We start from the raw sequence: 26864 nt of genomic DNA, 5'->3' as shown, positions 1-26864 counted from the left end.
TGCAGCGGATAAGAGCTATAATGTGTATTTTGTTCTGCTTTTAGTAAAACTGTCCCGGATTCTATACAGTATTCGGGACAATCCATTTTTCAAAGGAGGGATGCCATATCACACAGCAGGAAGTCAATGCCGTATTTAACGCGCAGGTGCGGCTCTGTGCCGACACACTGCAAAAGAAAACGAAGGAATATACCGGGGACGATACGGACCGGCTGGGGGCTTTTAAGGCGGCGGCAGCCTTGCAGCACACCACGCCGGAGCGCGCCCTTGCCGGGATGCTGGCGAAGCATATCGTTTCCCTGTATGACATGTGCTTTGACAATGATACGGATTACGGGATAAGCACATGGGAGGAAAAGATCACAGACAGCCTCAACTATCTGTTCTTACTGAAAGCCATTGTAAAGGAGGGACATACCGATCAGACGGATTGAAGTAAAAATATTAAACTGCCAGGCGGCCAGGGAGGCCGAGAAAAACATGGTCTTTGCTGCCCGGCTCACCCAGAGGGGCCACCGGATTGCCACAATGGACGATCTGATGGCCCTTTATGAAAAATCGTTCAGTGATGATACTGTGGCGGCCATCAGCGCCCTTCCCCACCCGACGGTCCAGAAATTTGCAGTGATCACCGCTGCTGTTGTAGGGGCAAGCAGGCGGTTCCTTTCACAGATCACCAGGCACCAGAACGAAGTAAAGTTTATGAGCGCGTCTTTGCAGTACAGCAATTATGCAGGCCAGGCGGATTTTGCCATACCTTATGAGATTATAACCGCCACGGCTGCGGTCCGGGAACTGTACTTAAAAAGCTGCCACGAAGGCATGGACTGTTATGAAAAGCTGTGCGCCGAGGGAATCGGCCATGATGCGGCGGGATATGCCACGCCCCAGGGGCTTCGGAATGTGCTGGTTATCAGCGCCACGCCCTATCAGTGGAAACACATCATCGGCCAGCGGGTATGCCGGCGCAATACGGACGAGACCCGGATCGTGCTCCTGAAAATCTGGCAGGAGCTTTATACTTTAAGCCCAGCGCTGTTTGCCCCTGATCTTACAGGCCCCTTCTGCCAACAGGACAAATGCCTGGAGGGGAAAATGACCTGCGGGAACATGCTGAAAGCGGATATGACGCCCGGAGACATCCTGAAAACGGACTATCCGGCGCTTTTGGAAGGAGGCGGCGCATGAAGATCAAACTGATCGACTTTGGCGTGCCGGAGGACCGCCGCCCTTTCCGTCCGCATGGGAACGATGCCGGTGCAGATGTCTACATGCCCTATGACTGTACGTTACAGCCGGGGGAGATCGCAAAGGTCCCTCTTGGGTTTGGGATTGAAGTGCCGGACGGATATGCGGGCTATGTGTTTCCACGCACCAGCATGGCAGTAAAAGGGCTGGTCTGTGAGCTGCCGCCGGTGGATTCCGGCTACCGCGGGGAGATTCACGCGATCATCAGCAATGTAAGCAGCCAGACCCAGGAGCTTTCCAAAGGCTCCCGCGTGGGCCAGCTTGTAATTACTCCGGTTGTGATCGCAGATTTTGTTACAGAGCTTGGCGAGCAGCGCGGCGCAGGCGGATTTGGAAGTACAGGAAAATAAAAAAGTGACATTCCGGGAGTGATTCTTGGCTTATCGCCGGTAGTGGGATTGGGCATATCGGGGGGATTGCAGGATAAAATAAAAGAAAGGCAGCAAAAAGCGGCCAGCACCGTGGCCGCTTATTTTCTGTTATTGAGTTCTTTCATAATCCCCAGGATATAAGAAAGTGACCTGGAATCCAGTTTTTTTGCCTCTGCAATAAATTCCTGCAAGGCTTGCGGGGCCGGGTTCCCCTCGTCAAAAAATTCCTGGGGCGTCACGCCCAGATATTCACAGATGTAAAGGAAGGACTGCATGGAGGGAAGGGACTTTTTGTTTTCAATGTTGTTAATGTAGTTATTTGCCTGTCCCAATGACAATGACATATCGCGTGCAGACACGCCTTTTTGAGTCCGCAGCTTTGCCAGTCGTTCCGGGACGAAATTTTCATACATTGCCATTACCTCCTATTCCGTAATAGATTGTACCTTACGCCCTGTCCTTATTCGCAAAATAAAAGAGGGTATTTGCGTTGAAACGCTAAAACAAATCTATTATAATTTGAGAAATAAAGAATAATAACTATCGGATGGAGGAAAAGAAGATGGAAGGAAAGACATGCTCTGTCACCGGGCACAGGAATTTACCGCAGAAAGAGATAGGCCGTGTAAAAACGGCCCTGCGGCGTGAAATCGATTCTGCCGTTGCGGACGGGTTTACCCGCTTTATGAGCGGCTTTGCGGATGGTGTGGACCAGTATTTCGCGGAGATCGTACTGGAAAAGAAAAAGACAAATCCGGTGCTGGAGCTGGTTGCGGTTATCCCTTATCAAAAGCGCCTGGACAGCCTGATGGAAAAGAGCCGGACTTATGAAATGCTGGAGGCCTGTGCGGATGTTGTTGTCATGCAGGAAAAATACCACCCCAGCGTCTATTCCCACCGGAACCGCTACATGGCCGAACATTCGGACCGGGTGATCGCCGTGTATGACGGGAGGGAAAAAGGCGGCACGGTCAGGACGATCCGGTTTGCGCACCAGATGAAGAAAGAGCTGCGGGAAATCCCGGTTGGGGAGATTATCCTGCCAGGGCAACCCGGAGCGAGAAGAAAATGAAATAACAAAAAACTGATACTTGATGATACGCTCACTTTCCGGTGGGCGTTTTTCTTTACCCAATTTTAGGAGGATTTTTATGTGGAGCATGATTACACACTTTCTTACATTCACCGGAGGAATGTCTGCCGGCATCGTGCTGATGTGTCTTTTACAGGCCGGAAAGCAGGAAGATGAATGGCCAGAAAACAGGAAACGGGAGGGAAATGAATGAACCAGGAATTTGCAGAATATATCAAAAACCATATACGGGAATATCTGCCGGCGGACTACCAGGATGCAGATATTTCCTTAAAAGAAGTCACAAAAGGGAATGACCGGACCCTTACCGGGCTCATCATCCGAAGGGATGATGAAACGGTTACGCCAACCATTTATCTGGAGCACTATGGGGAACAGTTTGGAAAAGGCCGTCCGATGGAGGATATAATGAAAGAACTCGCACAGATAAAAATGGAGAGCAGTTTGGAGCTTCCTATTGACGTGAAGGGATTGGAGGATTATGAAACAGCCAGGCCGCTGCTTGCTATCCGTCTGTGCGACCCGGAAAAGAATCAGGAATATCTGAAAGATAAACCCTGTACTGCATGTGGGGAACTGGCGGCATCTTACCGGATTCAGGTCATGGAGGGCAGCGAAGGGACAGCTTCGGCTATAATTACAAATGACATGCTGGGACTTTGGGGGATTACGCCGGAGCAGCTTCACCATGACGCAGTTACAGCAGAAAGTGCCAGGAGCCCTGTCTGCTTATATACGATGGATGATGTGATGTCAGAGATTATGTTTTCTGCTAAACCTACGAATCTGTTTAACCAACCGGAACCGATAGAAACTGGCGCTGTGCCTATGTATGTCCTGACGAACCAGAGCAGATTGGATGGCGCCGGGGTCCTGGCGCGGGATGGCGTACTGGATAAAATCGGGGATCTGGTCGGTTCCGATTTTTACGTCCTTCCATCATCCATCCATGAAGTCCTGATTGTGCCGGATAACGGGAATATGCAGGCAAAGGAACTGGAGGATATGGTAAAAGAAGTGAATGCTTCCCAAGTGGCGCCGGAGGATTTGCTCTCCGATAAGGTGCAGTATTATGACCGGACAGCGAAAACCCTGGGGCGGAAACAGGAAAAAGGGCTTTTGGAGCGGCTTTCCGCAAATAAAGCAAAGATCCGGGAAAAGGAGGCAAAGGAACCCAGAGAAAGTCAGAAAACCCGGCAGGAACCGGGCTTATAAAGGGCGGCTGCCATGCTGGCTTTTCTATTTCAAAGAAATGGAGGTTTACAGGAATTGAAGTTAGTAATTGCGGAAAAGCCCTCCGTCGCCATATCGCTGGCGGCGGTCCTGGGCGCAAATGAGAAAAAAGACGGCTACATGGAGGGCGGCGGCTATCTGGTAAGCTGGTGCGTGGGGCACCTTCTGGAGCTTGCGCAGCCGGAGGCTTACGGGGAACAGTATGCCAGATGGCGTTATGGCGATCTGCCGATCCTGCCGGAAGAATGGAAATACGGAGTGCCGAAGGATAAGAAAAAGCAGCTTGACCTTCTGTGCCGGCTGATGAAAGACAAACGGGTGGATTCTGTGGTGTGTGGTACCGACGCCGGACGTGAGGGCGAGCTGATCTTCCGCCTTGTCTATCAATATGCCGGATGCAGCAAACCAATGGAACGCCTCTGGATTTCCAGTATGGAGGATGCGGCAATCCGGGACGGCTTTGAACACCTGCGTCCTGGCAGCGACTACGATAAGCTCTATGACGCGGCGGTCTGCCGGGCCGGGGCTGACTGGCTGATCGGCATTAACGCCACCCGGCTTTTCTCCGTCCTGTATGGCACGACGCTGAATGTGGGGCGGGTAATGTCGCCAACGCTGGCGCTTTTGGTACGGCGGGAGGCGGATATTCAGGCATTTACAAGCAGACCCTTTTATGTGCCGGAAATCACCTGCGGCGGCTTTACTGCCTCCGGCGAAAAGCTGCCGGATAAGGCGGGGGCTGAAAAAATCCGTATGGAAAGTGACGGGCAGGCCGCTTCGGTGCTGTCCGTGGAAAAGCAGGCCAAGACGGTACAGCCGCCCCGCCTGTACGATCTGACAACCTTACAGCGGGAATGTAACCGCATTTATGGTTATACGGCTCAGCAGACCCTTGACTATGTGCAGTCGCTTTATGAGAAAAAACTGGCGACCTATCCCCGGACGGACAGCCAGTATCTGACGGAGGATATGCAGGCAACCGCCGCTTCCCTGGTCCTCTGGCTGCGGGGCAATACGCCCTTTGGGAAGGGATGCGCCGGGGAACCGGATATTGGCCGCGTGACGGATGGCAGCAAAGTCACCGACCATCACGCGATTATCCCTACGGTGGAGATTGCCCGGACGGATTTATCGGAGCTTCCTTCCGGGGAGCGGGATGTACTGACGCTGATCGCCGCAAGGCTCCTTTCTGCCACGGCCCAGGTCCACCGGTTTGAGGCGGTAACGGCGGTTCTGGACTGCCGGGGCCATTCCTTCACGGCAAAGGGAAAAGCCGTGCTGCAGACAGGATGGAAGGAAGTGGAACGCCTTCACCGCATGGGCCTGAAACAGTCTAAGACGGAAGAAAAAGAAAGTGAAGATGCTGCCCTGCCGCCGCTGCAGGAGGGCCAGACCTTTGAAAAGGTGTCTGCTGGCGTCCGGGAAGGCAAGACATCCCCGCCGAAGCACTATACGGAGGATTCCCTTCTGGCGGCAATGGAGACCGCCGGTACCGGGGACATGCCGGAGGACGCCGAGCGCAAGGGGTTAGGCACCCCGGCCACCCGTGCCGCCATACTGGAGAAACTGGTATCTGCCGGTTTTGTGGAGCGCAGGAAGAAACAGCTTATCCCCACGGAGAAAGGCAGAAACCTGATCCTGGTGCTGCCGGATAACATCAAATCTCCTGTCCTGACGGCGGAATGGGAATCCATGTTAAAGCAGGTGGAACGCGGCGAGCTGGCCGCAGATACTTTTATGGGGCAGATCGCGGATATGAGCCGTGCGCTGGTAAAGGAACACCATGCCCCGGAGGAACGTTTTTCGGGCCTGTTCCCGGACGCAAAAAGAAATGGGCGTGAAGCTGTCGGTACCTGCCCCCGCTGCGGTACTTCCGTGTATGAGGGCAAAAAAGGGTTCTTCTGCGATAACCGGGACTGCTCCTTTGCGCTGTGGAAAGACAATAAGTTCTTTTCCGGCAAGAAAAAAACCATAACAAAGCCTGTTGCGGCGGCCCTTCTGAAAGAGGGCCGCGTTTCCATGTCCGGGCTTTACAGCGGAAAGACCGGAAAGACATATGACGCGGTGGTGCTGCTGGATGACACGGGTGGAAAATATGTAAATTTCAGGCTGGAATTCCCGGCGAAGAAAGGCAGGGGGAAATGAGCGGGCCGCCCTCACGGGAATTAACCAGGCAGGAACGGGCGGCGGTCCGAAGGCAGGTGACGGAGCTGTGCGCCAATTATGACAGCCAGGATAAGCTCTGCCGCCCTTTGGACTGCCCCTGTTATATGCTGCATAAATGGTGGACCGGCTCTTTCTGCCGCTACTTTCGGGAGGCGGTGCTGCCGACGGACCCGGCTCTGGAATCTGCCCTTACGGGCGAGGACACTTCCCTGAAACAGAAAACCTGCCCGGTCTGCGGCAGGGCGTATCTTCCCACCACCAGCCAGGCATATTGTTCGGATTCCTGCCGCGCCTTTGCCAGACGGAAATCCGAGCGGGAACGCAAGCGCCGGATCAGGCAGAACCAGGTGTAATATGTCCGCAACTTAACCAAAAAGAGGCTTGATTTTCAAGGATTTCGGAACCCGGTTTAAGGGGCGGCTGAATAAGAATACTCCGGCGCCCTGAAGCAGCCCTAAGTTGCGGACAGACGGAAAAATCGGGAGGGATGTTTATCGAAAAAGTAAAAATACCGATTGTACCGGAAATTATGCGGATCGACACATGGACGCAGGCCATTGACATACAGCAGATTGACAACCGGCGCTTCATGTATAACCCGGACACAGGGCTGCTGGTCTTAGGCCGGCAGTATGCAGTGACAAGTCTGTTGGATTCCAGCCATGCCGGTGAGCTTGCGGCTGCCGGCATTACAAAGGGTTATGATGCATTTGTCCGGGGCTGGGTCGGTACCGGAGGGGATTACCCTGTAGGAGTGATCCATTTTGCGCCCAGCGTGGATGCAAGGAATATAGAATTATTTGACCGGGCCTTTGACACTTTGAAAATGTTTGCGGATAACGGGATCATGTACGGGACTGTGATCCGTGGATTCGGGAAGGAATGGGAACAGCCGGCCTCTGCCATTTTAACGGATATGTGGCAGCCAGCAGTAAAGCCTTCCGTCCGTAAGCAGCTAAAAAAACAGCCGGAGGCTAAAGCCACCCGGCAGAAAACCAACCATCAACAGGAACGATAGGAGGCGGTTTTATGAATATCAACACGATCACAACTGATGACCTGCGGGGCATGGAGGGCAAAGACGGCCTGATCCTGCAGGGCTGCGGCGGGGATTTGAAGGAATGGGTGGACGGGATCAATGATATGTTCACCGAGGCGGGCATTTTGAAGGACGGCAGTAAATTTGAGGACGTTTCAGCTTTCCAGTATGGGGAGCTTACCTGCCTGCTCTACCCTTTCGAGGATGTAAAGCTGGACATCGGGAAACTTGCCATCTGGCGGTTACAGACCCATGCGGATTTCGGGGGTACCTGGCTATCCGATTTTGTACCGAACCGTCTGGGCGGCTTTATCAGTGAGCCTTCGCCGGAGCCGGAGAAACCGGACTGCGCGTTGATCGGCCAGGACGGGAATGTTTTCAACCTGGTAGGGATTGCGGCCCGCACCCTCCGCAGGAATGATATGGCGGACCAGGCAAAAGAAATGTCGGACCGGGTGTTTGCTTCCGGCAGCTACCATGAGGCGCTGAACATCATCGGCGAGTATGTCAATATCACGGATTCCGAAAGGGAGCCGGAGCACAGGGCCTCGGTCCGGCAGCAGATAAAAGAAACAAAGACGGCGGAACCGGACAAAAAGCAGAAAACGCCGAAACAGCAGGAACGGTAAGGAGGGTCAGGATGGGAAAAGAAAAAGTATACGGCGTGTGGGCGGTCCGCAGCGGCTCTTCCATTTTTGGACGTGCGGAGGGCTGGTGCAAAGAGGACGGAAAGCCTCTGGAATTTGATTCTGAAAAAGCCGCCCAGGATTATGCGGACGAAGCCGGCCGCCATGCCACGGCGAATGTCCGCTACTATGTGGAGGAAAAAGAGCCGGAACCGGGCGCAATTAAAAAACGTGCGGCACAGCCGGATTTGGATGCCCGCGCCCATGAGGAAGTGGCGCCGAGAAATGACGCAGCGGAAAAGCGCAATGAGATTCCCGGCAGGCAGATCATGCCGGAGGCGGACCCATTGGTGGGAATCCGCTCTGCGGTCCACAGCAACTATGCGGGCATGGTCGCCATGCTGGGCGCAGATAACCGGGTGTACCTGGGACGTGAGGAACGCTGCCACTATCAGGATATGCAGGCATCTTATTATGACAACCAGGACGGCTCCCTGTGCTTTGTCTGCGACCAGCCGGATATGTACTATTTTCTCTATGGGGAGGGCTGGGCGCATACCCAGGCGGAAATGCTGGAGCGCGGCCTTACCCTGGGCCAGTATGAAGAATTTGCAAGGCTCCGGGACGGCGTGCTCTCACAGTTTACGCCCCATAGGGAGATCATGTTTGCCGGACAGCCCTTCCAGGCGCCGGAGAGCTATCTGCGTAATGCGGAGCTTTACGAGGAAGGACAGACCGGCAATTACAATATGCTGGACGGACGCCTCAACAACGAACCGCCGGAGCGCCCCGACCTGACGGACGGGCAGACTTACGAGGAAATCCGGGAGCTTGCCCCGGAGACGCTGCTGGAGGAAACGCCGGAGAAACCTTCCCTGATGGAACGGCTGAAGGCGGAACGTTCGGAGCATGAAGCAAAACAGGCAGCGCCGTTGATGGCAGAGAGGGAACGCTGATGGGCGCGGTAAGATTTGAGGGCGTGGATATACTGGACAGCCTGGGGCAGATCATGGAGCTGCACACGCAACACTACAAGGATGATTTTGATATGGATAAAGAGCTGATCCCAAAGCTGGCTCTATCGGGAGAACCGGAGGACCGGCGGCTTCTCTGGATGTCGAGGCCGTGCGGCACCTATACCCTGCGGGAATGGGAGGTCTATCTGGAGGGCAGCCATGCAAATAATGTGTGGAAGTTTTACCATGAACAGACAAAAGACCCGGTTCTTGCCTATGCCCTCTCGATCAAAGACGTGCAAGACGGAAAAGTGGTCGGCGATATATACCCGCTTGAATATGGGGCTCATGTGGAACGGGTAAAGTTGCTGACCTGCCCCATTGGTAAAGTGGCCGTTGTGTTTGAGGACGGAGCCAGTATCACGCTTCCTTATCAGGATCGGAGACAGCTTATGAATGAGCTGATGCCGGTACATGGGAGCCCAAAGTCGATGACCGATCTGCCAAAGGACGAGCGGGAGCTTGCCGTAATCCTGAGACGGGAACGGCTCAAACGCTCCTGCCATGCCACAAATGGCAATATAAAAGAATATATTGACGGCCTGAAAAAGAATACCTTGCGCGGAAGGCTCAAAGAGTCCCGGACAACCGCCCCCACCCATAAACCGCCTGCCCCGAAAAAGGAGCCGGAACGATGAAGGGCGGGCATAATAAAAAATCCGTCCGCACAGAGTTCGTCATGTCCGAGCAGGATGCGGAGCTGGTAAGGGAACGCATGGCGGAGCTCGGCATTACCAACCTGTCCGCATATCTGCGCAAGATGGCGGTTGACGGTTATATTATCCATCTGGATATGAGCGACATCCAGGAAATGATACGGCTCCTTCGTATCTGCTCCAATAACCTGAACCAGTATGCCAGACGCGCCAATGAGACCGGAAGTGTTTATTCTGCCGACGTGGACGATCTGCGCACCCGCCTGGACAGCCTGTGGGACGGCATGGATAAGCTGCTGCGGGGATTTGCGAACATTTCGTAAACAGGAAGAACCGCCGTTGCTTTCCGCAGGCCGGCACGGTAAAATTTTACTGGAGGGGTAAATATGCTTCTCTTTGAAATACCCTTCGGGCATACCTGGATGTCCTGAAAAATCGGACATGGGATTAGGAAAGGAGGCGCACGTATGCGTCTGATTGGCAAACTGCTGGCACTTCCCTTTGTAATAGTTACAGGGATTCTTTATTTGTTCTGCAAATTTCTTGTTGTGATTTCCGGCGCTGTGCTGGGGATTCTGTCAGGGATTGTTCTTCTGGCAGCGCTGGCGCTGTTCTTCGCTGCCGGGTTCTGGCCGGGAATGTCCTGGCTGGTGATCGCGTTCCTTATCAGCCCATACGGCCTGCCGATGGCGGCGGCCTGGCTGGTCGGCATGATCGGCGGCGTAAATGGCGCCCTGAAAGATTTTATATTTGGTTAAACAGTTTCGGCGGGGCGCATTGGCAGCCCCGCCCTTTTTCTATAATTATGGCTGTCTGTTACGGCAGCTTTTTGATTGGAGGGATTTCATTGAAAGATACAACGCCAATTTATTTTCATTCTGCCACCTATGCGCATGAGCATGGGGAACTGGATCAGTACCACGCTTCCCACAAAGCAAACATTGCGTGCAGGGAGGCAATCGAACAGGCCATTGCGGACAACTACCGGGATAACCGTTTAGGCCCGGCATGTGTGCAGCAGGTATTACAGCAGTTTGATTATGGCCGGATTTTTTATGTCCTTGCCAACACGGTCCGGCAGAAAGATTACGACGGGCGCATTTCACGGGACAACAAAGCATGGGCGCAGATGGTTCCGGTCTGTGAGGATAAGGACGGTTTCGGATATGACCGGAGTGTTTACTTTGTTGTGGACCGCTGCAATCCCGGACTTACCGACCTGTTTCTCTCCCAGGCCAGACGGGAGTGTGTGCCGGCCCAGGAGCAGAAACCGTCCGTGCGTGACAGCCTGAATAAAAATGCCGGGCAGCAGGCGCACAGTGACAGGACGAAAGCAAAAAAGGAGCCGGAGCGGTAACAGGGCCAATATTGGATTAAGGGGGTGACAGATATGGCAACCACTCGGCTCATGCCGCTGCATGTTGGGAAAGGCCGGGATATTTCCACGGCCATAGCGGACATCATTGACTATGTAAAGAATCCGCAGAAAACCGATTTTGGGAAATTCATTTATGGCCATGAGTGCGACACCCAGACCGCTGATGCGGAGTTCCTTTTATCCAAGCGCCAGTATGCGAACCTGACCGGAAGAAACCGGGGCGCGGATGATGTGATTGCCTACCATCTCCGGCAGGCGTTCAAACCCGGCGAGGTCACGCCGGAAGAAGCGAACCAGATCGGCCGGGAGCTGGCATTGAAACTGACGAAGGGAAACCATGCTTTTGTTGTCTGTACCCATGTGGATAAACACCATGTCCATAACCACATCATCATAAATTCTACCACGCTGGACTGCCAGAAAAAATTCCGCAACTTCTGGGGCTCTACATGGGCGATCCGGCGCATGAATGACAAGCTGTGCCTGGAGCATGGGCTTTCCATTGTGGAGAATCCGAAACCCAGCCGGGAGCATTACGGCACATGGATGGGAAGTCAGAAACAGCCTTCCCACCAGGAACAGCTGCGACAGGCAATCGACGCAGCCCTGGAAGAAAAGCCGAAGGACTTTGAAGAACTTTTGAAAAAGCTGGAGGCGGCTGGGATTGAAGTCAACCGGGAGCGAAAGCACCTTCGTTTTCGCCTGTCACCTGATGATAGATATACCCGGTGTGACACACTGAAAGGCGACTATACCGAGCAGGCCATCAAAGAACGGATTGCCGGCACACGGACGGCAAAGCCGCGCCGTATTTCTCCCCAAAGGCCGGTTTCCAAAGTCGGGCTTCTGGTGGATATTGAGGCGGCAATCCGTTCCGGCAAAGGTCCGGGATATGAACGCTGGGCGAAGGTGTTCAACTTAAAACAGCTCTCCCAGGCGGTGATCTGGCTCAAAGAGCATGGCGATATGAACTATGAGGATTTGCAGAAAAAATCAGATATTGCTACTGCTAATTTTAATGCGCTGTCGGTACAGATCAAGGAGCTGGAATCGCAGATGGCCGCCAACGGGGAGCTGCAGAAACAGATCGTCAATTATGCCAAAACACGGACAGTCTATGTGGAATACCGGAAAGCCGGGTACAGCAAAAAATTCCGTGCGGCGCATGAGACGGAAATCCTGCTGCACCAGGCGGCGAAGAAACACTTTGACGGATTGGGGATCACAAAGCTGCCCTCCGTTAAATCTCTGCGGGAAGAATACGCCGGGCTCCTGGAACAGAAACGGAAAGCCTATTCTTCTTACAAGCAGGCCAGGGCTGATATGAAGGAGCTCCATAATGTCCGGGCGAATGTGGAGCATTTGCTGGATATTCCTACCGGGCGGGAACCGCAGAGGGACACGCAGAAGTCACGGCAATAAGTTTCTTCCTGATTTTGTTTTTCAGCGTTCCAACGGAACGCGCAGCCATCACCGCAGGTGATGATCTCAGGGGTTTGGGGATATGTCACCAACAAGCATTTTGGCAGGAATACCGGAAAGGGATTCCTGCCAAAATACGCAATCTTACGGAAGATTGCATTGCTTGCCATTTAGCGACACCCCCGAAAATGGCGCAAAAAAACAGAGGCTCTTACTCTTGAACCTCCGTTTCTCTGGCTTTCTTGAGCCCTTCGGCTGTAGCCTCCATGACAACAAGCTCTTTTTCGTTCATGGAGTCTAAAAGTACATCAATGTGTTTCCGGCAACTGTTCCCGCCACGGTTGCCCTCCGTATAGAAAAACTGGTCTACGGATATATCGAACAGTGTGACGAGCTTAAAAAACAGGTTGAAGCTGGGGTGTTGGCCTTTGTTCTCAATATTCATAATGGTGCGGTCTGTCTTGCCGACCAGCTCCGCCACATAGGCTTGCGTCCAGCCCTTTTCCTCTCTGGCCTGTTTCAGTGCCAGACAGAGCCCATGAAAGTCAAACCTTCTTTCATCTTGGTTCATTCTCATATCACCCTATATCATTGTACATTTCGGGTTGAATTATGAGAATGTAATGCAATTTGATGTTATGGGCTATTTTATTTCATCGTTTGTGCGTATAGCGCAAAGAATATAAGTTTATATGGCTCTTGCTATTCAGAGACTTATGTGTTATACTGTTATACATAAAACCATAACAGTTGAAACGGGAGGGGGTGAGGAAGGATTGAAGCTAATTATTTCAAATGTATCGGGTGTACCCATTTACGAGCAAATTAAACGGCAGGTCAAAGCCGCTATCTTGTCGGGAGAACTAAAAGAGGAAGAAGCCTTGCCTTCTCTCCGAACTCTGGCAAAGGACTTAAAAATCAGTGTTCTGACAGTTACAAGGGCCTATACGGAACTGGAACAGGAAGGGTTTGTCAAGAATGTTCAGGGCCGCGGTTGTTTTGTACTTGGTAGCGGTTCCGAACTTATGAAGGAACAACTAATTTGCAAAGTGGAAAATGGCTTAACAGAAGCTATAAAAGCAGCAAAAATTGCTAACCTATCTAATGAGGAACTACATCATCTTTTAGATATTTTATTGGAGGCGAATACAGATGACTAATTATTTGGAAGTAAAAAATCTGTCAAAATCTTTCGACAGTTTTCAGCTTCACAACATTACTTTTACGCTCCCCAAAGGATATATCATGGGGCTGATCGGGCCGAACGGTTCCGGCAAAACAACTACAATTAAACTCATTCTGAATATGCTCAAACGCAACGGCGGAGAAATCAAAATCATGGGGTTGGACAATATCGCTGACGAACAGAAGGCAAAAGCAGAACTTGGCGTTGTGTTTGATACCAACTATTTCAGTGATGATTGGAAAGTTTCTGAGGTAGAAAAATCCATCTCTGTTTTCTATCCCAACTGGAACTCGGAGCGTTTTAGTGAAATGCTACGGAAATTTCATATCGCTCCGACCAAAAAGGTCAAAGAACTTTCAAAGGGGATGCAGATGAAGTTGATGCTGGCTTGTGCGTTCTCCTATGACGCAAAGCTGCTGATTTTGGATGAACCTACCAGCGGCCTTGATCCAGTTTCCAGAGATGAATTGCTTCAGATCCTCTCGGAATACATTGAGGACGGAGAACACAGCGTTTTATTTTCCACCCATATTACTGGCGATTTGGAACGAGCTGCTGATTATATCACATACATCAGCTATGGGGAACTTTTTTTCACCGGCAGCAAGGATGAATTTGTTGATATGTTCCGCATTGTTAAGGGTGGTATAGATGAACTTTCCGCTGATCTACAAGCGAAGGCGGTTGGCGTTCGTACTTTCCCGACTGGCTTTGAAGCTCTGGTAAAAACCGAGGAAATTGGCTCATTTACAGCATTGGACATTGAACCGGCTACCATTGACGAAATCGTTGTGTTTACAAGCAAGAAAGGTGAGGATTATGAGTAATATATTGAAAGCTACAAGACTGGATTTTTCCCTTGTAAAACCGTATGTCAAAGTGATTGGGTTTACTATGCTTCTCCCCATCGCTTTTGCAGCAATCAACCGCTCTATATTGACAGGAGTTTCTTTCGCCATGTGCTTTATCGCCATGACAACCGGCTATACCTTCTCCGTCACAGAAAAAAATAGCATGGAACGCCTGTATGGTATTTTGCCTGTAAAGAAAAGTGAAATGGTAATGGGACGGTATCTTTTTGTTATTGTGCTTGGAGTTATCGCTTTGGTGGTGTCCCTTATCACACAGCCGATTGTATTACAGGCATTGGGAGAAACCGTTGAACCGTTTGGCATTATCAGCGCGGCCATTGGCGGCCTGTTCTTGTTTGCCCTTTACACGGTATTTCAAATTCCCGGATATTACAAATTTGGCTCTATCAAAGGCCGGGTGTTTATGTATATTCCGGTTGCAGGATTTTTAGTGACTTTGTTTCTTCTTCCTAAACTGCCTGCTGATAACCCCATTATCAACGCGATTGCCAGTTCACCTGTGCTGCTTCTCACTCTTGCGATTGCGCTGGTGGTTGTTATGTATGCTGTGTCGATCTGGTTCTCTGTCCAGATTATGAAAAATAAAGAAATGTGAGGTGGATAGTATGGATTTCACGATTTTAGCAGTAGTGCTTCTGATTGGTGTCGGCGTTCCTGTTCGGAATAAACTTATTCGTAAATATCGAGAGGAAAAAAAGAAACAGGATAAAAACCGGGATGAAAAATGATGGGTGTGGAGAAAACAGAGTTTATCCGTTGCCCGATCTGTGGGAATAAAACGCGCGACAAAGTTAGAGAAGATACTATTCTGAAAAATTTTCCTCTCTTTTGTCCAAAATGTAAAAGCGAATGTCTAATTGATGTTGAACAATTCCATATATTCGTTATCAAAGCGCCAGACGCACAGCCGCAGAGCCGATAACACACAAGGTCTAATTCCTTGTGGTTATCAGCTCTTTTGAATGGGGGTGCCGCTATCAAGCTATTAAAAATGATGAAGGAGGTCTGCCTATATGAGTGAAGTTTTGAAACTGGAACATATCCAAAAATATTACGGCAGTAAAGGTAATGTCACAAAAGCAATTCAGGATATTAGCTTTTCTGTTCAGGAAGGGGAATTTGTGGGGATTATGGGGGCATCCGGTTCTGGCAAGACCACTCTGCTCAACTGCATTTCCACCATTGATATGGTTAGCGCAGGGCATATCTATCTGAATGGAACCGATGTGACTGAAATCACTGAAAAGCAGATTGCCCAGTTTCGCCGGGAGAACCTTGGATTTGTGTTTCAGGACTTTAACCTGCTGGATACTCTGACCATTAGCGAGAATATTGCTTTGGCATTGACAATCAATAGGGTTCCCGCAGGTGATATTGATGGTAGGGTACGAGAAATGGCCGGAAATCTGAACATCACGGATATTCTTGACAAATATCCCTATCAGGTGTCTGGCGGTCAGAAGCAACGATGTGCTTGCGCCAGGGCAATCATCAATCAACCCAAACTGATTTTGGCAGATGAACCTACGGGCGCTCTGGACAGCCATTCATCCCAAATGCTACTTTCTGCTATCCAAAGCATCAATGAAACGCTTGGAGCGACAATTTTAATGGTAACACACGATGCTTTTTCCGCAAGTTACGCAAACCGTATTCTTTTTTTGCGTGACGGTACAATTTTTACGGAGATTTTCAAAGGCAACAATTCCCGCAGGACTTTCTTTGAAAAAATTCTGGATGTCCTCACCATGACGGGAGGGGGCGTGAGTGATGTATGCTAAACTTGCATTTCGGAATATTCGCAGGAGCCTTCGGGATTATATCATCTACTTTGTGACGCTTACGCTGACTGCGGCATTGATGTATTCTTTCTTGGCGCTGGGACTTTCCCCGGACATTCTTGCCATGACAGAAAATATGTCAATGCTTACCACTGGCATTTTGATACTGTCGGTACTAATTGCCTTTATGTCCTCGTTTGTCATTGGATATGCTGTTCGCTTCATGCTGGGCCAGCGCAAAAAGGAATTTGCTGCCTATGAGCTGATGGGCATGGAAGTGAAAACTATTCGCAATCTGTTTTTGGTGGAAAACGGCATAATTGGCGGGGGTGCTTTTTTGCTGGGCGCTTTGGTCGGAACCGGCTTATCCGGGTTATTGAACCAGGTTATCCAGAATATTTTCGAGGTTCCGCACACTTATCGAGTTTTGTTTTCTTTCCGCGCATGGGGAATGACACTTTTCTTTTTCACCCTGATGTATGGATTTGGAATGTTTCGTGCAGCAAGTGTTATCCGGCGGCAAAAAGTGATTGATTTGCTTTACGATAACCAAAAAAATGAGGAAATCGGTTTTCAATCTTTGCTTCGGAGTGTTCTAACTGGCTTACTCTCGATTGCCGTTATGGTAGCAGGTGTAATTCTGCTGGAAAAAGGACTTCACATCCAGACTAATGAAGCATTGTTGTATTGTGGCGGGGCCTGTCTGCTAATTCTTGTAGCTGTTTATGAGTTACACCGAAAAATCCCGGTTTTGCTGTACCTGCTTGCCAAACGAAACCCTCAACGAAAATATCGAGAGGAAAATCTGTTTTTCTTGGGGCAGATTGGCAGTCGTATTCAATCTTCCGGGCGTACTATGGCTGTTGTGACAATCTTGTTGACGATTTCTCTTACAACGATGTTTATAGGATTGACAATGGGCGCAGGCTATAAGGCCAATATGGAGGCGTATTATCCCTATGACGCCGGTGTAGCCATTGACGCGCCCTTGACAAAAAATAGTATGGATACTGTTCGTTCCTTTGTGGAGAAACGCTGCAAGGTGGAGGACAGTGCAACCTATTACTTATATACAGTTCCCGGTAAATCCATTGAAGCCTTATCTTTGTCAGACTATAATCACCTGCGAGATATTTTAGGTTTTTCGTCTGTTTCCATAAGCAATAACGAATTTTTAGTTCACTGTGATACATGGAATTATGTGGATGACATTCAGCAGAGATTGGAACAACAATCTAAAATCACATTGAATGGTCAGACCTTGACCGCAGCGGAAACGCCGATCCTGACTGAACCAATGGAGCAGTATCAAATGGCAGGAACAAATGGATATGTGCTTGTCCTGCCGGATAAAGTAGCTTCACAGCTACCCGGGGAGAAAATTCGCTTGGTGATGAAACTGGCGGATGGTGGATACCCGGAACTTAGAAGCGAACTAAGACAGTTTTTGAACAGTGGAGAATGGTTGCCAGACATCCAACCCGGACAGGAACTACCGGAGAAAATGACAATGGGGATAACAGTAAAAGCGTGGGGTGTTGCCAATTCACTGACCGGATTTACAACTCTCTCCTTCTGCGGGCTGTATTTGAGTATTATTTTTATCATTCTTTCCTGCTCGGTTCTGGCTTTTGAACAGCTTTCTTCTATAGACAAAAACCGGAAAAATTATGCGGTGATTGATCGGCTGGGCGTATCAAGTCAGAAACAGGTTGCCTTGATACGCAAGGAACTTTCCACTGTGTTTTTTATCCCCTTGCTATTCCCCATCATACTTACCGTTTTCCTGATTGCAGGAACACAGCTCCTTTTCGGGAAATCGTTTTTGCAGGAAGGACTTGTGTTGTTCTATGGCATGGTGACAATTCTGTTATTCTGTGCTATTTACCTAACCTATTTTGGAGCAACAATGTTCCTGTTCAAAAAGGTAATTCTTCGGCCCAAAATAAGATAGAGATTGTTGAAAGGAACGTTATTGTATGAGCTGGGATATTGATGTTAGCGAAAAATTGTATCAACGCCTTGCAAATGAGATTTTCTTTCGCATTTTACACGGCAAATATAGAACAGGAGATAAAATGCCTTCTTACACCGAGCTGGCAAAAGAAGCTGGAAGTAGCCCGGAAACTGTTAGGAAAGCATTTCGAGAACTACAACATTTGATATTTTACATTATGGTGCTATTGCCGAACTAAAAAAGCGTTAAATTCAAATTTGGAGGAATTATCTATGGCTGACGATAAAAGAAAATTAACAGAAAAAGAACTGAAACGTAAAGATTGCTTTGAAAAAATAAGCTCTGAAATGCAACAAAAAGGATATAAAATGAAGAATGTGGTTATCAATACACAAAAAGCAAAGTATTTTGCTCTTTTAGTCATGTTTCCGTTTATGGCTTTAACATTTTGGCTCTACAATAATGTGAATGGTTTTAATTTAGATGGTATTTCCTGGGGATATGCTGTGGCGTTGCCTCTGCTTATTCTATGCCTGATTATCGTGCATGAGCTAATACATGGAATTACTTGGGCGATTTTTGCAAAAAATCATTTTCATGCGATTGATTTCGGAATCGTTTGGAGTACTTTATCTCCATATTGCACTTGCTTCGAACCGTTGAAAAAGTGGCAATATCTGTTAGGAACTGCTATGCCTACATTGGTTTTAGGAGGTGGGGGTGCAGCGGCTGCGGTGATGACAAATCAGTTACTGCTGTTTTTTGCGGCAGAATACATGATTTTATCAGGTGGCGGAGATTTTCAACTTATACTGAGAAGTATATTAACTGATAAGCGAGAAAGTTTGTATTGCGCCCATCCTTACGAATGTGGTTTTGTTGTTTTTGAGAAATAGGAACGAATACTATAAATCGGTGTTTATAGGGGAGAACAAAACATTATCACAGAGCCAGACGCATAGACGCAGAGCCGATGAATAGGTGCGCAATCACAGTTTGGCATACTGAAAAATCACAGTTTAGGAGGAAATTTATTATGATGAGAAATCCAGAAGAAACTATCGGAAAAATTATTGATAAGGCAAGTACAAGTTTTATCGCCTATGTAGATGATAACGGTTATCCAATTACAAAGGCAATGCTAAAACCTAGATAAAGAAACGGAATTAAGACAATTTGGTTTTCGACGAATACGTCTTCAAATAAAGTAAAGTATTTCAAGAAGAACAGCAAAGCAAGCGTTTATTTTATTGATAAACGCTTCTTCCGCGGTATTAGTCTGATTGGAACAATGGAAGTGCTGGAAACCGCAGAGGCAAAAGAGCGAATTTGGCAAGATGGCGATACTGCGTATTATAAAGAAGGAGTGACTGACCCTGACTATTGCGTATTAAAATTTACAGCGACTAAGGGAAGATATTATTGTAATTTCAAATCAGAGGATTTTGAGGTATAAATATTCCAGAGCTGATACGGAGAATTATGTATTTTATTGAAGATTCAAAATAATGGTAAAAATCTTGAAATAAAGTTGATTTGAAGGAGGTGGTGACATGGGAAATTAGCCGTATTGGATATATCTGAATCCGGCAGACAAATTGGAGAAAAATTGTTTGCTTTGCTTGATACAGAGCAGCAGAAAGATTTATTGCAGTATATTCTTAATAGAGAAAATCTGAGTGATTTTCCCGATATTTTCCTATGTACTGTTTCTAAATGTCACGGTTTCCAGAATGGTTCAGTTCAACCATTATTGGAAATCCGGGAAGGTGATCTGTATTTTTGCCTGGAAGAAAGAACGGTGTGTGTCGGCAGTCAGGAGATAGAATTAACAGCTAAAGAATTCGATGCACTCCACTTACTGATTGTCAACAAGAAACGGGTATTGACCTTTGAGACCATAGCTTACCATGTTTGGGGCGAAGAATATATTGACGTTACTCCAAAAACAATCCATAATCTGTTGAGCCGCCTTCGCCAGAAACTTCAAATTGCACCTGAAGCACCTGAATATGTTATCAGTGTGCGAGGCGTCGGTTATAAATTTGATGCTGGAATATGACAGATAAATTTATGGCATTTTTAGGACATTACCGGGAAAGGCTGGCGATAAAAAGCGAATATGCCCCTGTATAATATCCCCCATGTAACAGGTTGGGGGATATATCAAAGTATAGTGACAAATCCATTTATACTCCCCCAGATATGGGGGCAGACATGCACATTAGAAAAGTCCTATATTTTCACAGGAAACGACAAAAAAATAGCCAAATATATTTTAGTGCCGCAGTTCAAAAAGCTGCGGCACTTTTTGTATCGACATATTTTTATTTTTTCTCCCAGCAATCAGCAAAATGTTCCATTAAGCGCGCGCCTGTAACAAAACGGGTACGCGCTCTTTTCTTATCTACAAAACAGACAAACTTTCCTGCTGCCTCTGTTGCAGGTGATAGTCCGGGGTGTCGCTCCCCACCCTCTGATTTCGATTTTGCCTATCAACTAAAAAAATCGAAATCGGAGGAATTACACATGAAAGAAATCAATCTGCGGGACTATTACCCGTTCTATACGAAAGATAATATTGTTGAAGTGCCGGACGAGGTGGCCGACCTGCTCCGGGAATATAAATTAAGCGAGGCAGCCCATTTCCTGCGTACATACCGGCATAAGGCATATTTTTCTCTGGACTATGACAAGAATGTTGAACGTGATGCCCTTGTGGTCGTGCTTGCGCCGGAAGATATTCTGATCCATGAGGAAGAACATGGGCGGCTGTACCGGGCCATTACCCTGTTGCCTGAAAAGCAGCGGAACCGGATATGCTCGCACTATCTGTTGGGAATGAGCCTTTCCGAAATTGCCAAAAGCGAACACTCGGCGGTAAGCTCCGTGCATGAAGGAATCCAGCGCGGACTCCGACGCCTGAAAAAAATTCTGGAAGAAATTTAATCCTGCCCCCGAAAATAACCCTCAAAAATGAAATGAATAATAGAGGGACATATTTATCCGGCAGGACAAGCCTGGCGGGTGTGGCCGTACAGCACATGCTCCGGCCCGCCCCAACTGAAAAACTGTCATAACTGCCACGCCCCTCGCTTGCTCCTTGACAACCGAATACACGCTGTTACAGGTACTTCATTCTGTGTTCCGAGCGGCAGATGGGGCGGCGCGGTGACAGGCAGCCTAAGGAGGTGATGAATCCAGGCTGTCCGAGCGGTAAACGCTACCCACGAAACCGGCTGTGGCAGGCCGGGCGCGACAACGACGCAGATCACAATGGTACTTCTTCACGGCTCGCTAAAGACTTGGGGAGAGTTCCTGCGGCGTTTGCTTGCTCTGGCAAAGCGGCGGCGTATGCGGGGCTATGATGCGGTGACGCTATCCGCAGCCTGTAACAGCCCCGCCCTGGAAAGCCAGGGCTTGCCGGGGGAGCGTGGCAAATACGGCAGCTGATCGAAATCAGATACAATGGGCCGGGTCTGTGACTGTAAGAGCGCAGGCCCGACTTATTCATGTGGTTTCGATAGCCAGAAATTTTCAGGAAGGAGTTGGTATTATGGAGAATACGGTTGTTACCGGCAGAACCGACGCACTGGTGGACATCCGGGAGGTTGCCGTTGATAAGGAGCTTTCCCGTGAGGAACGGATTGCCGAATTTGTTCAGCAGATCAAAGACCCTTACCGCTTCAAATGCGGGCGGTTCACCGTACAGGCCAGCTTTGCCGCAGGCGGCGCTACCCTGGAGGAATGTATCAAGGGAATCTTACGGTGAGCCGGATTATTTTAGGAAAAGGGCTGACTTTCCCGCAGGGGCGTGGTACAATAAGAACTGGAAAAGGAATTGAATACGGCACAGCCACACTTCTTGGATTGCGGGGATTTTTCTGCGCAATGAAAGGAGTGTTTTTTTATGCAGGTTTACAAAGCCATTAAGTACATCCGTCTTTCTTATACCGATGATAAGACGGTGGAAAGCGACAGCGTCGCCAACCAGCGGCGGCTGATTGATGATTATATTGCCCGGCACCCGGAGATTGAAGTCGTGGCAGAAAAGATTGACGACGGTTACAGCGGGGTCCTCTTTGACCGCCCGGCATTTCAGGAAATGATGCGGATGATCGAGCAGGGCGAGGCCAACTGTGTGATCGTCAAAGACCTCTCCCGCCTGGGTCGTGAATACATAGAGACCGGCCGCTATATGCGCCGGGTATTTCCGGCCTACGGCGTCCGCTTTATCGCCATCAATGATAACGTGGACACGGAGAATGACGCTGCCGATGACCTTACCGTATCGGTAAAAAACATTATGAACGAGGCATACAGCCGGGACATTTCCGTCAAGACCCGGAGCGCCTTGGAAGTGAAGCGGCGCAGCGGGGATTTTGTAGGAGCCTTTACCATCTACGGCTATATCAAAGCTGGCGACAAACACAAGAGCCTGGAGGTTGACGGGTACGCTGCCAATGTAGTGCGGGATATTTTCAGAAAGCGGCTGGAGGGGTTCAGCGCTTCCCATATTGCGGACGAACTGAACCGCATGGGCATTCTCTCACCGCTGGCTTATAAGCGCAACCATGGGATGCCCCACGCCAAAGGCGGCTATACGGACCGTAAAGATTGTAAATGGTCTGCCACAACGATCATCCGCATTTTGCAGGATGAAACCTATACCGGAACGCTGGTACAGGGAAAACAGACCACGCCCCACTTCAAGCTGAAAGAGCGTGAGGACAGACCTTCCTCTGAATGGGTCCGTGTAGAGGGTACCCATGAGGCGATCATCCAGAAACATGATTTTGACCTGGTACAGCGCCTCCGCAGGATTGATACCAGAACCTCCCCAAAATCGGATAAAGTCTACCTGTTCTCCGGCATTTTGATCTGCGGCTGCTGCGGCTGCCGTATGACGCGCAAGACCAACCGCTATAAGGATAAGGAATACCACTACTATTATTGTCCTACCGGCAAAAAGAACGGGTGTAAATCTTCCGTCATGCTGAAAGAGTCCGACCTGATCGAGTGTGTGCAAGGTAGCCTGAAAGGGCATATTGAAAATGTGGCTTCCCTTGATGCGCTGCTGTCCAGTATCAGCCAGGAGCGGATCAACCGGGAACTGGCCCTGGAATACGCCGGGCAGATCAAAGCAAATGAGAAACGTATGGCGCAGGTTGAGGGTTTCAAGGCAAAACTCTATGAAAACCTGGTGAGCGGGATTCTCACCAAAGAAGAATTCCTCTCCTATAAGCGGAAATACAATGCGGATATTGAACTGCTGCAGAAAGCGGTTGCCGAGTGGAACGAAAAGCTGACGGACGTACTGGAGAACCGCAGCGAGCGGAACCGCTGGATCAACCACTTTATGCAATTCTCCACGATGGAGGAAATTGACCGGAGGGCGGTCATGCAGCTTATCCGCAGCATACGGGTAATGGGGAAAGACGAGCTGCACATTGAATTTAATTACCAGGATGAATACCAAAAGGCGGTCTCCCTGGCGGAACAGATTGCCGTACAGGGCAAAGAAAGGAAGGTGGGCTAAATGGCAAGAAAGAGCAGGAAACAGACGGCGGCTCCCATGCCGGCGCCGTCCTTATATGTGTATGTGGCGCTCTATATCCGTCTTTCTGTGGAGGATAATAAAAAGCGGGGCTGCTCCGTAGAAAACCAAAAGCTGGTGCTGAATGATTTCCTTGCGGACAAACCGGATTTCGTTGTCTATGATACCTATATCGACAATGGAGCGACGGGTACAAACTTCCACCGCCCCGGTTTCCAACAGATGCTTTCCGATATTGAGGCGGGCCATATTGACTGTGTGATTGTCAAGGACCTCTCCCGGTTGGGGCGGAATTCCATTGATACCGGTTATTATATCGAACAGTATTTCCATACCCACAACGTCCGTTTTATTGCGGTCACGGACCAGTTTGACACGGCAGACCCCGGCAGCCTCCACAGCGGCATTATGCTTCCCCTGAAAAATATGATAAACGAGGCTTACGCGCTGGACATTGGCAGGAAGATCAAGGCCCAGGCAAGGCAGGCCATGAAAGACGGCGATTATATCGGCGCACGGGCGCCATACGGATACCGCAAAGACCCGGACAACTGCCATAAACTGCTGATTGATGAAGATACCGCCCCTGTTGTGAGGCAGATTTTTGAGTGGGCGCATGAGCATGTGGCGCTGAACCGTATCGTCCGCAACTTGAATGAAATGGGGATCACAGCGCCCAGCCACTATAAAAAATCCACCGGAGAGATCACCAGCCCCAGCCTGATCGGGAGCGGGAAATGGCAGACACGCACCGTAATGAAGATTCTGGAAAGCGAGGTCTACACCGGCGATCTGGTGCAGGGAAAAACAAAGATTGTGGACCATCAGCAGGTTAAGGCAGGGGAGGACAACCTGATTATTGCCAAATGCACCCATGAGCCGATCATCAGTTATGAGCTCTTTACAGCGGTGCAGGAATATCGGAAACAAATCTGCGAGGAAAGCCGGGCGATCCCAAAGCGGCCCTACACCCCAAACATTTTCAAGGGGAAGGTATTCTGTGCTGACTGCGGCAGGAGCCTCCACCGGCAGCGTGCCGAGCGAAAGAAAGGGCCGGACGTGTACTGGTTCCACTGCCTCACCAACAGCCGTGTGGCAAAGGATAGCTGTAAAGGCGTGATGATGCAGGAAACGGAGCTTATCGCCACGGTCACAGCTATTCTGGAAAAAGAGCTGTCTGTTGCCCTGGGAATGTCCCTCCCCCTCTTTCAGTTGGAGGCAAAACAGAAAAAGGACAAAGACAGGCTGAAAACCCAGATGTCGGCCAGGCGGCAGGAAACCGAAAAGAAACGCCGGCTAATCCGCGGCCTGTATGAGAACTTCGTCCAGGGTATCTTAACAAATGAGGAATACTTTGAACTGAAAACAGCTTATGAGGAATCCATCGGCACACTGTCCGGCGAGATTGAGGCGCTGGAAAAGGATATGGACGCCCTGGACAGCCGGCTTGTGCGCTACCGGTCAATGGAAAAGGATGCAAAGTCACTGGCGCAGGACCACGCGCTTACGGCAGAACTGATTGACCGGCTGATTGAGCGGATCGAAATCGACCATGAGCGGAATATCCATGTAACTTTCCGTTTCAAGAGTGAATTCCAGGGAAAGGCGGTGGACCCATGCACAAAAAATATGTAATCGCCCTTTATATCCGCCTGTCCGTGGAGGACTTTAAGACCGAGAGTTTGAGTATTCCCAACCAAAAGCTGATCCTCCGGGAAAAGGCTATGTCGCTGCCGGAATGGGATGACGGCGAGGTCCTGGAATTTGTTGATAACGGCCATACGGGTACAAATTTTGAGCGCCCTGCGGTACAGGAGCTTTTGACGATGGTCCAGGCCGGGAAGATCGACTGTATCATCGTAAAAGACCTCTCCCGGTTTGGGCGCAACAGCATTGAGACCGGCTATTTCATTGAGCGGGTGTTCCCGCTCTACCATACCAGGTTTATCTCAGTCAGTGATGATTTTGACACCGCCAATTTCAAAGGAGATACCGGAGGGATTGACGTTGCCTTTAAGTATCTTATCAGCGAATGTTACAGCCGGGATATGTCTATGAAAACGAAAAGCGCCAAATATGCAAAAATGCGCCGGGGCGAGTACCAGAGCGTTATCTGTCCCTATGGCTACCGCAAGAGCGCGGACGGGCGCATGGAGCCGGACGAGGACGTTGCAGGGATTGTACGGCAGATATTTGAATGGGCGGCTGACGGCAATACGGCTGCCGAGATCACGCGGAAACTGTATGCCATGAATATCCATACACCTGGGGAATACCGGAGGGATAAAGGGAAAGACCATTATAATGTGTCCAGGACACACGGCGTCTGGAGTAGCTCAACGGTCCTGCGGATGCTGGAGGACCAGCGGTATATCGGCACTTATGTGATCGGCAAGCGTAAGGTACAGGAAATCGGCAGCCGCCGCATGAAGCTAAAGGATGAAAGCGAATGGTTCAAAATACCGGACCACCACCCGGCAATCGTAAGCATGGAGCTGTTTGAGAAAGCCAACTCTTCGATCAGGCGTTTCTCCCTTCCGAATAAAAAACGGCGCGACTACCTTCTCCGCGGGAAAGTATTCTGCGGATGCTGCGACCATGCTATGTCACTTAGAAATGGAACGTGGTTTTACTGCCGTCACTCCGAAGTGGCAGAAACCCTCCCCTGCCATGGGGTGCGAGTGAAAATGGCTGATCTGGAGCAGGCGGTCCTTGAAACAATCCGGGCACAGATGTGTCCGGCGCTGGGGATTGACAGCAGCAAGGATAAGCTGAATTTGCAGACGATCCAGCAGGCCGAGCACGAAGAAAAGATGCGCTCTATTCAGGACAGCAAACGGCAGCTTTATGAACAGTATGCACTTGGAGAGGTTGACCTGGAAACCTACCAGGAGCGCAAGGCGGTATATGATGCGGATCTGGTGCAGGCAAGGAATGTCCATGCCGCCATTACCGCACAGACCAGGCAGATACAGAGCGATTATGAAGCAAAGCTGAAACAGCGTGAGATCGTTCAGGAAGTAGGCAGCGCCGACACACTGACGCAAGCCCTGATTGACAGGCTTATCAGTAAGGTCTATATCTTTCCGGGAGACCGGATCGAGATTGAATATGTGACACAGGATTTCTTAGGGATAAGCGAACCGGGAAAGGAGGTGTGAGCCATGAGTACCGTATTAAGCAGCTACGGGCAGCTATGCGGCTGCCCGGAAATCCTCAAAAAAAGTTGTAATTTTTTTTGTCGTGGGCTTGACATACGGGTG

35 protein-coding genes are annotated in these 26864 nt (G+C 49.6%); 33 read left to right on the top strand and 2 right to left on the bottom strand.

Annotated features, from left to right (window positions below; all coding sequences use genetic code 11):
- The first annotated feature begins 146 nt into the window (after nucleotides 1-146).
- From EDD60_RS12020 to EDD60_RS12010, 3 genes are read left to right on the top strand one after another with little or no spacing between them, the layout of a single operon-like run.
- A complete protein-coding gene (locus EDD60_RS12020) occupies nucleotides 147-434 on the top strand; it encodes a hypothetical protein (RefSeq protein WP_004056045.1) in 288 nt (95 codons plus the stop codon).
- Nucleotides 415-1188: an FAD-dependent thymidylate synthase gene (locus tag EDD60_RS12015; protein WP_396627790.1), complete on the top strand. Its 774-nt coding sequence runs from the start codon at nucleotides 415-417 to the stop codon at nucleotides 1186-1188. The genes EDD60_RS12020 and EDD60_RS12015 overlap by 20 nt, the downstream gene beginning before the upstream one ends.
- Nucleotides 1185-1598 carry a dUTP diphosphatase gene (locus EDD60_RS12010; protein ID WP_016289149.1) on the top strand — a complete coding sequence of 138 codons (414 nt, stop codon included), beginning with the start codon at nucleotides 1185-1187 and terminating at the stop codon, nucleotides 1596-1598. Before EDD60_RS12015 ends, EDD60_RS12010 begins: the two co-directional genes overlap by 4 nt.
- 119 nt (nucleotides 1599-1717) lie before the next feature.
- Here the strand turns inward: EDD60_RS12010 and EDD60_RS12005 are convergent, their stop codons facing one another.
- Nucleotides 1718-2038 carry a helix-turn-helix domain-containing protein gene (locus EDD60_RS12005; protein ID WP_243646674.1) on the bottom strand — a complete coding sequence of 107 codons (321 nt, stop codon included), beginning with the start codon at nucleotides 2036-2038 and terminating at the stop codon, nucleotides 1718-1720.
- Nucleotides 2039-2181: 143 nt separating this feature from the next.
- Between EDD60_RS12005 and EDD60_RS12000 the strand changes: the two genes are divergently transcribed.
- The 13 genes from EDD60_RS12000 to EDD60_RS11940 all read left to right on the top strand — a co-directional run bounded on the left by EDD60_RS12000 (nucleotide 2182) and on the right by EDD60_RS11940 (nucleotide 12248).
- The gene (locus tag EDD60_RS12000; RefSeq protein ID WP_132226446.1) at nucleotides 2182-2691 is read left to right on the top strand and encodes an SLOG family protein; all 510 of its coding nucleotides are present in this window, start codon (nucleotides 2182-2184) and stop codon (nucleotides 2689-2691) included.
- 22 nt (nucleotides 2692-2713) lie between these two features.
- A complete protein-coding gene (locus EDD60_RS16605) occupies nucleotides 2714-2905 on the top strand; it encodes a DUF3789 domain-containing protein (RefSeq protein WP_318026106.1) in 192 nt (63 codons plus the stop codon).
- Complete coding sequence (locus tag EDD60_RS11990) at nucleotides 2902-3927, top strand: DUF5688 family protein (protein WP_132226444.1); 1026 nt, start codon at nucleotides 2902-2904, stop codon at nucleotides 3925-3927. The genes EDD60_RS16605 and EDD60_RS11990 overlap by 4 nt, the downstream gene beginning before the upstream one ends.
- A gap of 12 nt (nucleotides 3928-3939) precedes the next feature.
- Complete coding sequence (locus EDD60_RS11985) at nucleotides 3940-6090, top strand: DNA topoisomerase 3 (RefSeq protein ID WP_207905333.1); 2151 nt, start codon at nucleotides 3940-3942, stop codon at nucleotides 6088-6090.
- Nucleotides 6087-6464 carry a cysteine-rich VLP protein gene (locus EDD60_RS11980; protein WP_132226442.1) on the top strand — a complete coding sequence of 126 codons (378 nt, stop codon included), beginning with the start codon at nucleotides 6087-6089 and terminating at the stop codon, nucleotides 6462-6464. Before EDD60_RS11985 ends, EDD60_RS11980 begins: the two co-directional genes overlap by 4 nt.
- A 134-nt stretch (nucleotides 6465-6598) precedes the next feature.
- Nucleotides 6599-7129 carry a hypothetical protein gene (locus EDD60_RS11975; protein WP_132226441.1) on the top strand — a complete coding sequence of 177 codons (531 nt, stop codon included), beginning with the start codon at nucleotides 6599-6601 and terminating at the stop codon, nucleotides 7127-7129.
- An 11-nt stretch (nucleotides 7130-7140) separates the two neighbouring features.
- Nucleotides 7141-7779, top strand: a complete 639-nt coding sequence (locus EDD60_RS11970; protein WP_004083346.1) for a hypothetical protein — start codon at nucleotides 7141-7143, stop codon at nucleotides 7777-7779.
- A gap of 11 nt (nucleotides 7780-7790) precedes the next feature.
- On the top strand, nucleotides 7791-8732 hold the full coding sequence (locus tag EDD60_RS11965) for a DUF4316 domain-containing protein (RefSeq protein WP_132226440.1): 942 nt from the start codon (nucleotides 7791-7793) through the stop codon (nucleotides 8730-8732).
- On the top strand, nucleotides 8732-9430 hold the full coding sequence (locus EDD60_RS11960; protein WP_132226439.1) for a hypothetical protein: 699 nt from the start codon (nucleotides 8732-8734) through the stop codon (nucleotides 9428-9430). Before EDD60_RS11965 ends, EDD60_RS11960 begins: the two co-directional genes overlap by 1 nt.
- A complete protein-coding gene (locus EDD60_RS11955; RefSeq protein WP_016219341.1) occupies nucleotides 9427-9771 on the top strand; it encodes a plasmid mobilization protein in 345 nt (114 codons plus the stop codon). Before EDD60_RS11960 ends, EDD60_RS11955 begins: the two co-directional genes overlap by 4 nt.
- A 144-nt stretch (nucleotides 9772-9915) precedes the next feature.
- Nucleotides 9916-10206, top strand: a complete 291-nt coding sequence (locus tag EDD60_RS11950) for a CD1845 family protein (protein ID WP_132226438.1) — start codon at nucleotides 9916-9918, stop codon at nucleotides 10204-10206.
- Between the two features lie 89 nt (nucleotides 10207-10295).
- The gene (locus EDD60_RS11945; protein WP_132226437.1) at nucleotides 10296-10805 is read left to right on the top strand and encodes a DUF3849 domain-containing protein; all 510 of its coding nucleotides are present in this window, start codon (nucleotides 10296-10298) and stop codon (nucleotides 10803-10805) included.
- Nucleotides 10806-10838: 33 nt separating this feature from the next.
- Nucleotides 10839-12248 carry a relaxase/mobilization nuclease domain-containing protein gene (locus EDD60_RS11940; RefSeq protein WP_132226436.1) on the top strand — a complete coding sequence of 470 codons (1410 nt, stop codon included), beginning with the start codon at nucleotides 10839-10841 and terminating at the stop codon, nucleotides 12246-12248.
- A gap of 211 nt (nucleotides 12249-12459) precedes the next feature.
- Here EDD60_RS11940 and EDD60_RS11935 read toward each other — a convergent pair whose 3' ends face one another.
- Entirely contained in the window at nucleotides 12460-12819 is a 360-nt protein-coding gene (locus EDD60_RS11935; protein ID WP_132226435.1) for a helix-turn-helix domain-containing protein, read from the bottom strand.
- A gap of 205 nt (nucleotides 12820-13024) precedes the next feature.
- On the opposite strand from EDD60_RS11935, the gene EDD60_RS11930 reads away from it, so the two are divergent.
- From EDD60_RS11930 to EDD60_RS11850, 17 genes are all read left to right on the top strand, one after another.
- Nucleotides 13025-13408, top strand: coding sequence for a GntR family transcriptional regulator (locus EDD60_RS11930; RefSeq protein ID WP_040468957.1), 384 nt, complete (start codon nucleotides 13025-13027; stop codon nucleotides 13406-13408).
- Nucleotides 13401-14261: an ABC transporter ATP-binding protein gene (locus tag EDD60_RS11925; RefSeq protein ID WP_004056009.1), complete on the top strand. Its 861-nt coding sequence runs from the start codon at nucleotides 13401-13403 to the stop codon at nucleotides 14259-14261. The genes EDD60_RS11930 and EDD60_RS11925 overlap by 8 nt, the downstream gene beginning before the upstream one ends.
- Nucleotides 14254-14901 carry an ABC-2 transporter permease gene (locus EDD60_RS11920; protein WP_004056007.1) on the top strand — a complete coding sequence of 216 codons (648 nt, stop codon included), beginning with the start codon at nucleotides 14254-14256 and terminating at the stop codon, nucleotides 14899-14901. Before EDD60_RS11925 ends, EDD60_RS11920 begins: the two co-directional genes overlap by 8 nt.
- 10 nt (nucleotides 14902-14911) lie before the next feature.
- Entirely contained in the window at nucleotides 14912-15034 is a 123-nt protein-coding gene (locus tag EDD60_RS16600; protein WP_004056005.1) for a hypothetical protein, read from the top strand.
- Complete coding sequence (locus tag EDD60_RS11915) at nucleotides 15031-15228, top strand: cysteine-rich KTR domain-containing protein (RefSeq protein WP_004056003.1); 198 nt, start codon at nucleotides 15031-15033, stop codon at nucleotides 15226-15228. The genes EDD60_RS16600 and EDD60_RS11915 overlap by 4 nt, the downstream gene beginning before the upstream one ends.
- Before the next feature lie 91 nt (nucleotides 15229-15319).
- Nucleotides 15320-16087 carry an ABC transporter ATP-binding protein gene (locus tag EDD60_RS11910; protein ID WP_132226434.1) on the top strand — a complete coding sequence of 256 codons (768 nt, stop codon included), beginning with the start codon at nucleotides 15320-15322 and terminating at the stop codon, nucleotides 16085-16087.
- On the top strand, nucleotides 16077-18041 hold the full coding sequence (locus EDD60_RS11905) for an ABC transporter permease (protein WP_004055998.1): 1965 nt from the start codon (nucleotides 16077-16079) through the stop codon (nucleotides 18039-18041). The genes EDD60_RS11910 and EDD60_RS11905 overlap by 11 nt, the downstream gene beginning before the upstream one ends.
- 25 nt (nucleotides 18042-18066) lie before the next feature.
- Nucleotides 18067-18282: a winged helix-turn-helix domain-containing protein gene (locus EDD60_RS11900; protein WP_132226433.1), complete on the top strand. Its 216-nt coding sequence runs from the start codon at nucleotides 18067-18069 to the stop codon at nucleotides 18280-18282.
- Between the two features lie 34 nt (nucleotides 18283-18316).
- Nucleotides 18317-18940: a DUF3267 domain-containing protein gene (locus tag EDD60_RS11895; protein ID WP_004055992.1), complete on the top strand. Its 624-nt coding sequence runs from the start codon at nucleotides 18317-18319 to the stop codon at nucleotides 18938-18940.
- A gap of 269 nt (nucleotides 18941-19209) precedes the next feature.
- Nucleotides 19210-19500: a pyridoxamine 5'-phosphate oxidase family protein gene (locus EDD60_RS11890; protein WP_318026109.1), complete on the top strand. Its 291-nt coding sequence runs from the start codon at nucleotides 19210-19212 to the stop codon at nucleotides 19498-19500.
- Nucleotides 19501-19614: 114 nt separating this feature from the next.
- Nucleotides 19615-20106: a winged helix-turn-helix domain-containing protein gene (locus tag EDD60_RS11885; RefSeq protein WP_022745526.1), complete on the top strand. Its 492-nt coding sequence runs from the start codon at nucleotides 19615-19617 to the stop codon at nucleotides 20104-20106.
- A gap of 155 nt (nucleotides 20107-20261) precedes the next feature.
- Complete coding sequence (locus EDD60_RS16460; RefSeq protein ID WP_243646673.1) at nucleotides 20262-20993, top strand: sigma-70 family RNA polymerase sigma factor; 732 nt, start codon at nucleotides 20262-20264, stop codon at nucleotides 20991-20993.
- A 607-nt stretch (nucleotides 20994-21600) separates the two neighbouring features.
- Nucleotides 21601-21816 carry a DUF6870 family protein gene (locus tag EDD60_RS11870; protein ID WP_132226431.1) on the top strand — a complete coding sequence of 72 codons (216 nt, stop codon included), beginning with the start codon at nucleotides 21601-21603 and terminating at the stop codon, nucleotides 21814-21816.
- Complete coding sequence (locus EDD60_RS16215; RefSeq protein ID WP_132226430.1) at nucleotides 21792-21977, top strand: hypothetical protein; 186 nt, start codon at nucleotides 21792-21794, stop codon at nucleotides 21975-21977. Before EDD60_RS11870 ends, EDD60_RS16215 begins: the two co-directional genes overlap by 25 nt.
- A complete protein-coding gene (locus tag EDD60_RS11860; RefSeq protein WP_132226429.1) occupies nucleotides 21955-23583 on the top strand; it encodes a recombinase family protein in 1629 nt (542 codons plus the stop codon). Before EDD60_RS16215 ends, EDD60_RS11860 begins: the two co-directional genes overlap by 23 nt.
- Nucleotides 23584-25236 carry a recombinase family protein gene (locus EDD60_RS11855; protein WP_132226428.1) on the top strand — a complete coding sequence of 551 codons (1653 nt, stop codon included), beginning with the start codon at nucleotides 23584-23586 and terminating at the stop codon, nucleotides 25234-25236.
- A complete protein-coding gene (locus EDD60_RS11850) occupies nucleotides 25218-26762 on the top strand; it encodes a recombinase family protein (protein WP_132226427.1) in 1545 nt (514 codons plus the stop codon). The genes EDD60_RS11855 and EDD60_RS11850 overlap by 19 nt, the downstream gene beginning before the upstream one ends.
- Nucleotides 26763-26864: the final 102 nt, after the last annotated feature.

This window comes from Longibaculum muris (assembly GCF_004343035.1).
Taxonomy (GTDB): Bacteria; Bacillota_I; Bacilli_A; order Erysipelotrichales; family Coprobacillaceae; genus Longibaculum; species Longibaculum muris.
Note: the sequence above shows the minus strand (reverse complement) of the source record. Positions and strands in the feature narration are given on the sequence as shown.

What these genes read in the sequence shown, in the direction of transcription:
- EDD60_RS12010 (WP_016289149.1), top strand. Translation starts at nt 1,185, where the DNA reads ATGAAGATCAAACTGATCGACTTTGGCGTGCCGGAGGACCGCCGCCCT.
- EDD60_RS12005 (WP_243646674.1), bottom strand. Translation starts at nt 2,038, where the DNA reads ATGGCAATGTATGAAAATTTCGTCCCGGAACGACTGGCAAAGCTGCGG.
- EDD60_RS12000 (WP_132226446.1), top strand. Translation starts at nt 2,182, where the DNA reads ATGGAAGGAAAGACATGCTCTGTCACCGGGCACAGGAATTTACCGCAG.
- EDD60_RS16605 (WP_318026106.1), top strand. Translation starts at nt 2,714, where the DNA reads ATGATACGCTCACTTTCCGGTGGGCGTTTTTCTTTACCCAATTTTAGG.
- EDD60_RS11990 (WP_132226444.1), top strand. Translation starts at nt 2,902, where the DNA reads ATGAACCAGGAATTTGCAGAATATATCAAAAACCATATACGGGAATAT.
- EDD60_RS11985 (WP_207905333.1), top strand. Translation starts at nt 3,940, where the DNA reads ATGCTGGCTTTTCTATTTCAAAGAAATGGAGGTTTACAGGAATTGAAG.
- EDD60_RS11980 (WP_132226442.1), top strand. Translation starts at nt 6,087, where the DNA reads ATGAGCGGGCCGCCCTCACGGGAATTAACCAGGCAGGAACGGGCGGCG.
- EDD60_RS11975 (WP_132226441.1), top strand. Translation starts at nt 6,599, where the DNA reads ATGTTTATCGAAAAAGTAAAAATACCGATTGTACCGGAAATTATGCGG.
- EDD60_RS11970 (WP_004083346.1), top strand. Translation starts at nt 7,141, where the DNA reads ATGAATATCAACACGATCACAACTGATGACCTGCGGGGCATGGAGGGC.
- EDD60_RS11965 (WP_132226440.1), top strand. Translation starts at nt 7,791, where the DNA reads ATGGGAAAAGAAAAAGTATACGGCGTGTGGGCGGTCCGCAGCGGCTCT.
- EDD60_RS11960 (WP_132226439.1), top strand. Translation starts at nt 8,732, where the DNA reads ATGGGCGCGGTAAGATTTGAGGGCGTGGATATACTGGACAGCCTGGGG.
- EDD60_RS11955 (WP_016219341.1), top strand. Translation starts at nt 9,427, where the DNA reads ATGAAGGGCGGGCATAATAAAAAATCCGTCCGCACAGAGTTCGTCATG.
- EDD60_RS11950 (WP_132226438.1), top strand. Translation starts at nt 9,916, where the DNA reads ATGCGTCTGATTGGCAAACTGCTGGCACTTCCCTTTGTAATAGTTACA.
- EDD60_RS11940 (WP_132226436.1), top strand. Translation starts at nt 10,839, where the DNA reads ATGGCAACCACTCGGCTCATGCCGCTGCATGTTGGGAAAGGCCGGGAT.
- EDD60_RS11935 (WP_132226435.1), bottom strand. Translation starts at nt 12,819, where the DNA reads ATGAACCAAGATGAAAGAAGGTTTGACTTTCATGGGCTCTGTCTGGCA.
- EDD60_RS11925 (WP_004056009.1), top strand. Translation starts at nt 13,401, where the DNA reads ATGACTAATTATTTGGAAGTAAAAAATCTGTCAAAATCTTTCGACAGT.
- EDD60_RS11920 (WP_004056007.1), top strand. Translation starts at nt 14,254, where the DNA reads ATGAGTAATATATTGAAAGCTACAAGACTGGATTTTTCCCTTGTAAAA.
- EDD60_RS16600 (WP_004056005.1), top strand. Translation starts at nt 14,912, where the DNA reads ATGGATTTCACGATTTTAGCAGTAGTGCTTCTGATTGGTGTCGGCGTT.
- EDD60_RS11915 (WP_004056003.1), top strand. Translation starts at nt 15,031, where the DNA reads ATGATGGGTGTGGAGAAAACAGAGTTTATCCGTTGCCCGATCTGTGGG.
- EDD60_RS11910 (WP_132226434.1), top strand. Translation starts at nt 15,320, where the DNA reads ATGAGTGAAGTTTTGAAACTGGAACATATCCAAAAATATTACGGCAGT.
- EDD60_RS11905 (WP_004055998.1), top strand. Translation starts at nt 16,077, where the DNA reads ATGTATGCTAAACTTGCATTTCGGAATATTCGCAGGAGCCTTCGGGAT.
- EDD60_RS11900 (WP_132226433.1), top strand. Translation starts at nt 18,067, where the DNA reads ATGAGCTGGGATATTGATGTTAGCGAAAAATTGTATCAACGCCTTGCA.
- EDD60_RS11895 (WP_004055992.1), top strand. Translation starts at nt 18,317, where the DNA reads ATGGCTGACGATAAAAGAAAATTAACAGAAAAAGAACTGAAACGTAAA.
- EDD60_RS16460 (WP_243646673.1), top strand. Translation starts at nt 20,262, where the DNA reads ATGCACATTAGAAAAGTCCTATATTTTCACAGGAAACGACAAAAAAAT.
- EDD60_RS11870 (WP_132226431.1), top strand. Translation starts at nt 21,601, where the DNA reads ATGGAGAATACGGTTGTTACCGGCAGAACCGACGCACTGGTGGACATC.
- EDD60_RS16215 (WP_132226430.1), top strand. Translation starts at nt 21,792, where the DNA reads ATGTATCAAGGGAATCTTACGGTGAGCCGGATTATTTTAGGAAAAGGG.
- EDD60_RS11860 (WP_132226429.1), top strand. Translation starts at nt 21,955, where the DNA reads ATGCAGGTTTACAAAGCCATTAAGTACATCCGTCTTTCTTATACCGAT.
- EDD60_RS11855 (WP_132226428.1), top strand. Translation starts at nt 23,584, where the DNA reads ATGGCAAGAAAGAGCAGGAAACAGACGGCGGCTCCCATGCCGGCGCCG.
- EDD60_RS11850 (WP_132226427.1), top strand. Translation starts at nt 25,218, where the DNA reads ATGCACAAAAAATATGTAATCGCCCTTTATATCCGCCTGTCCGTGGAG.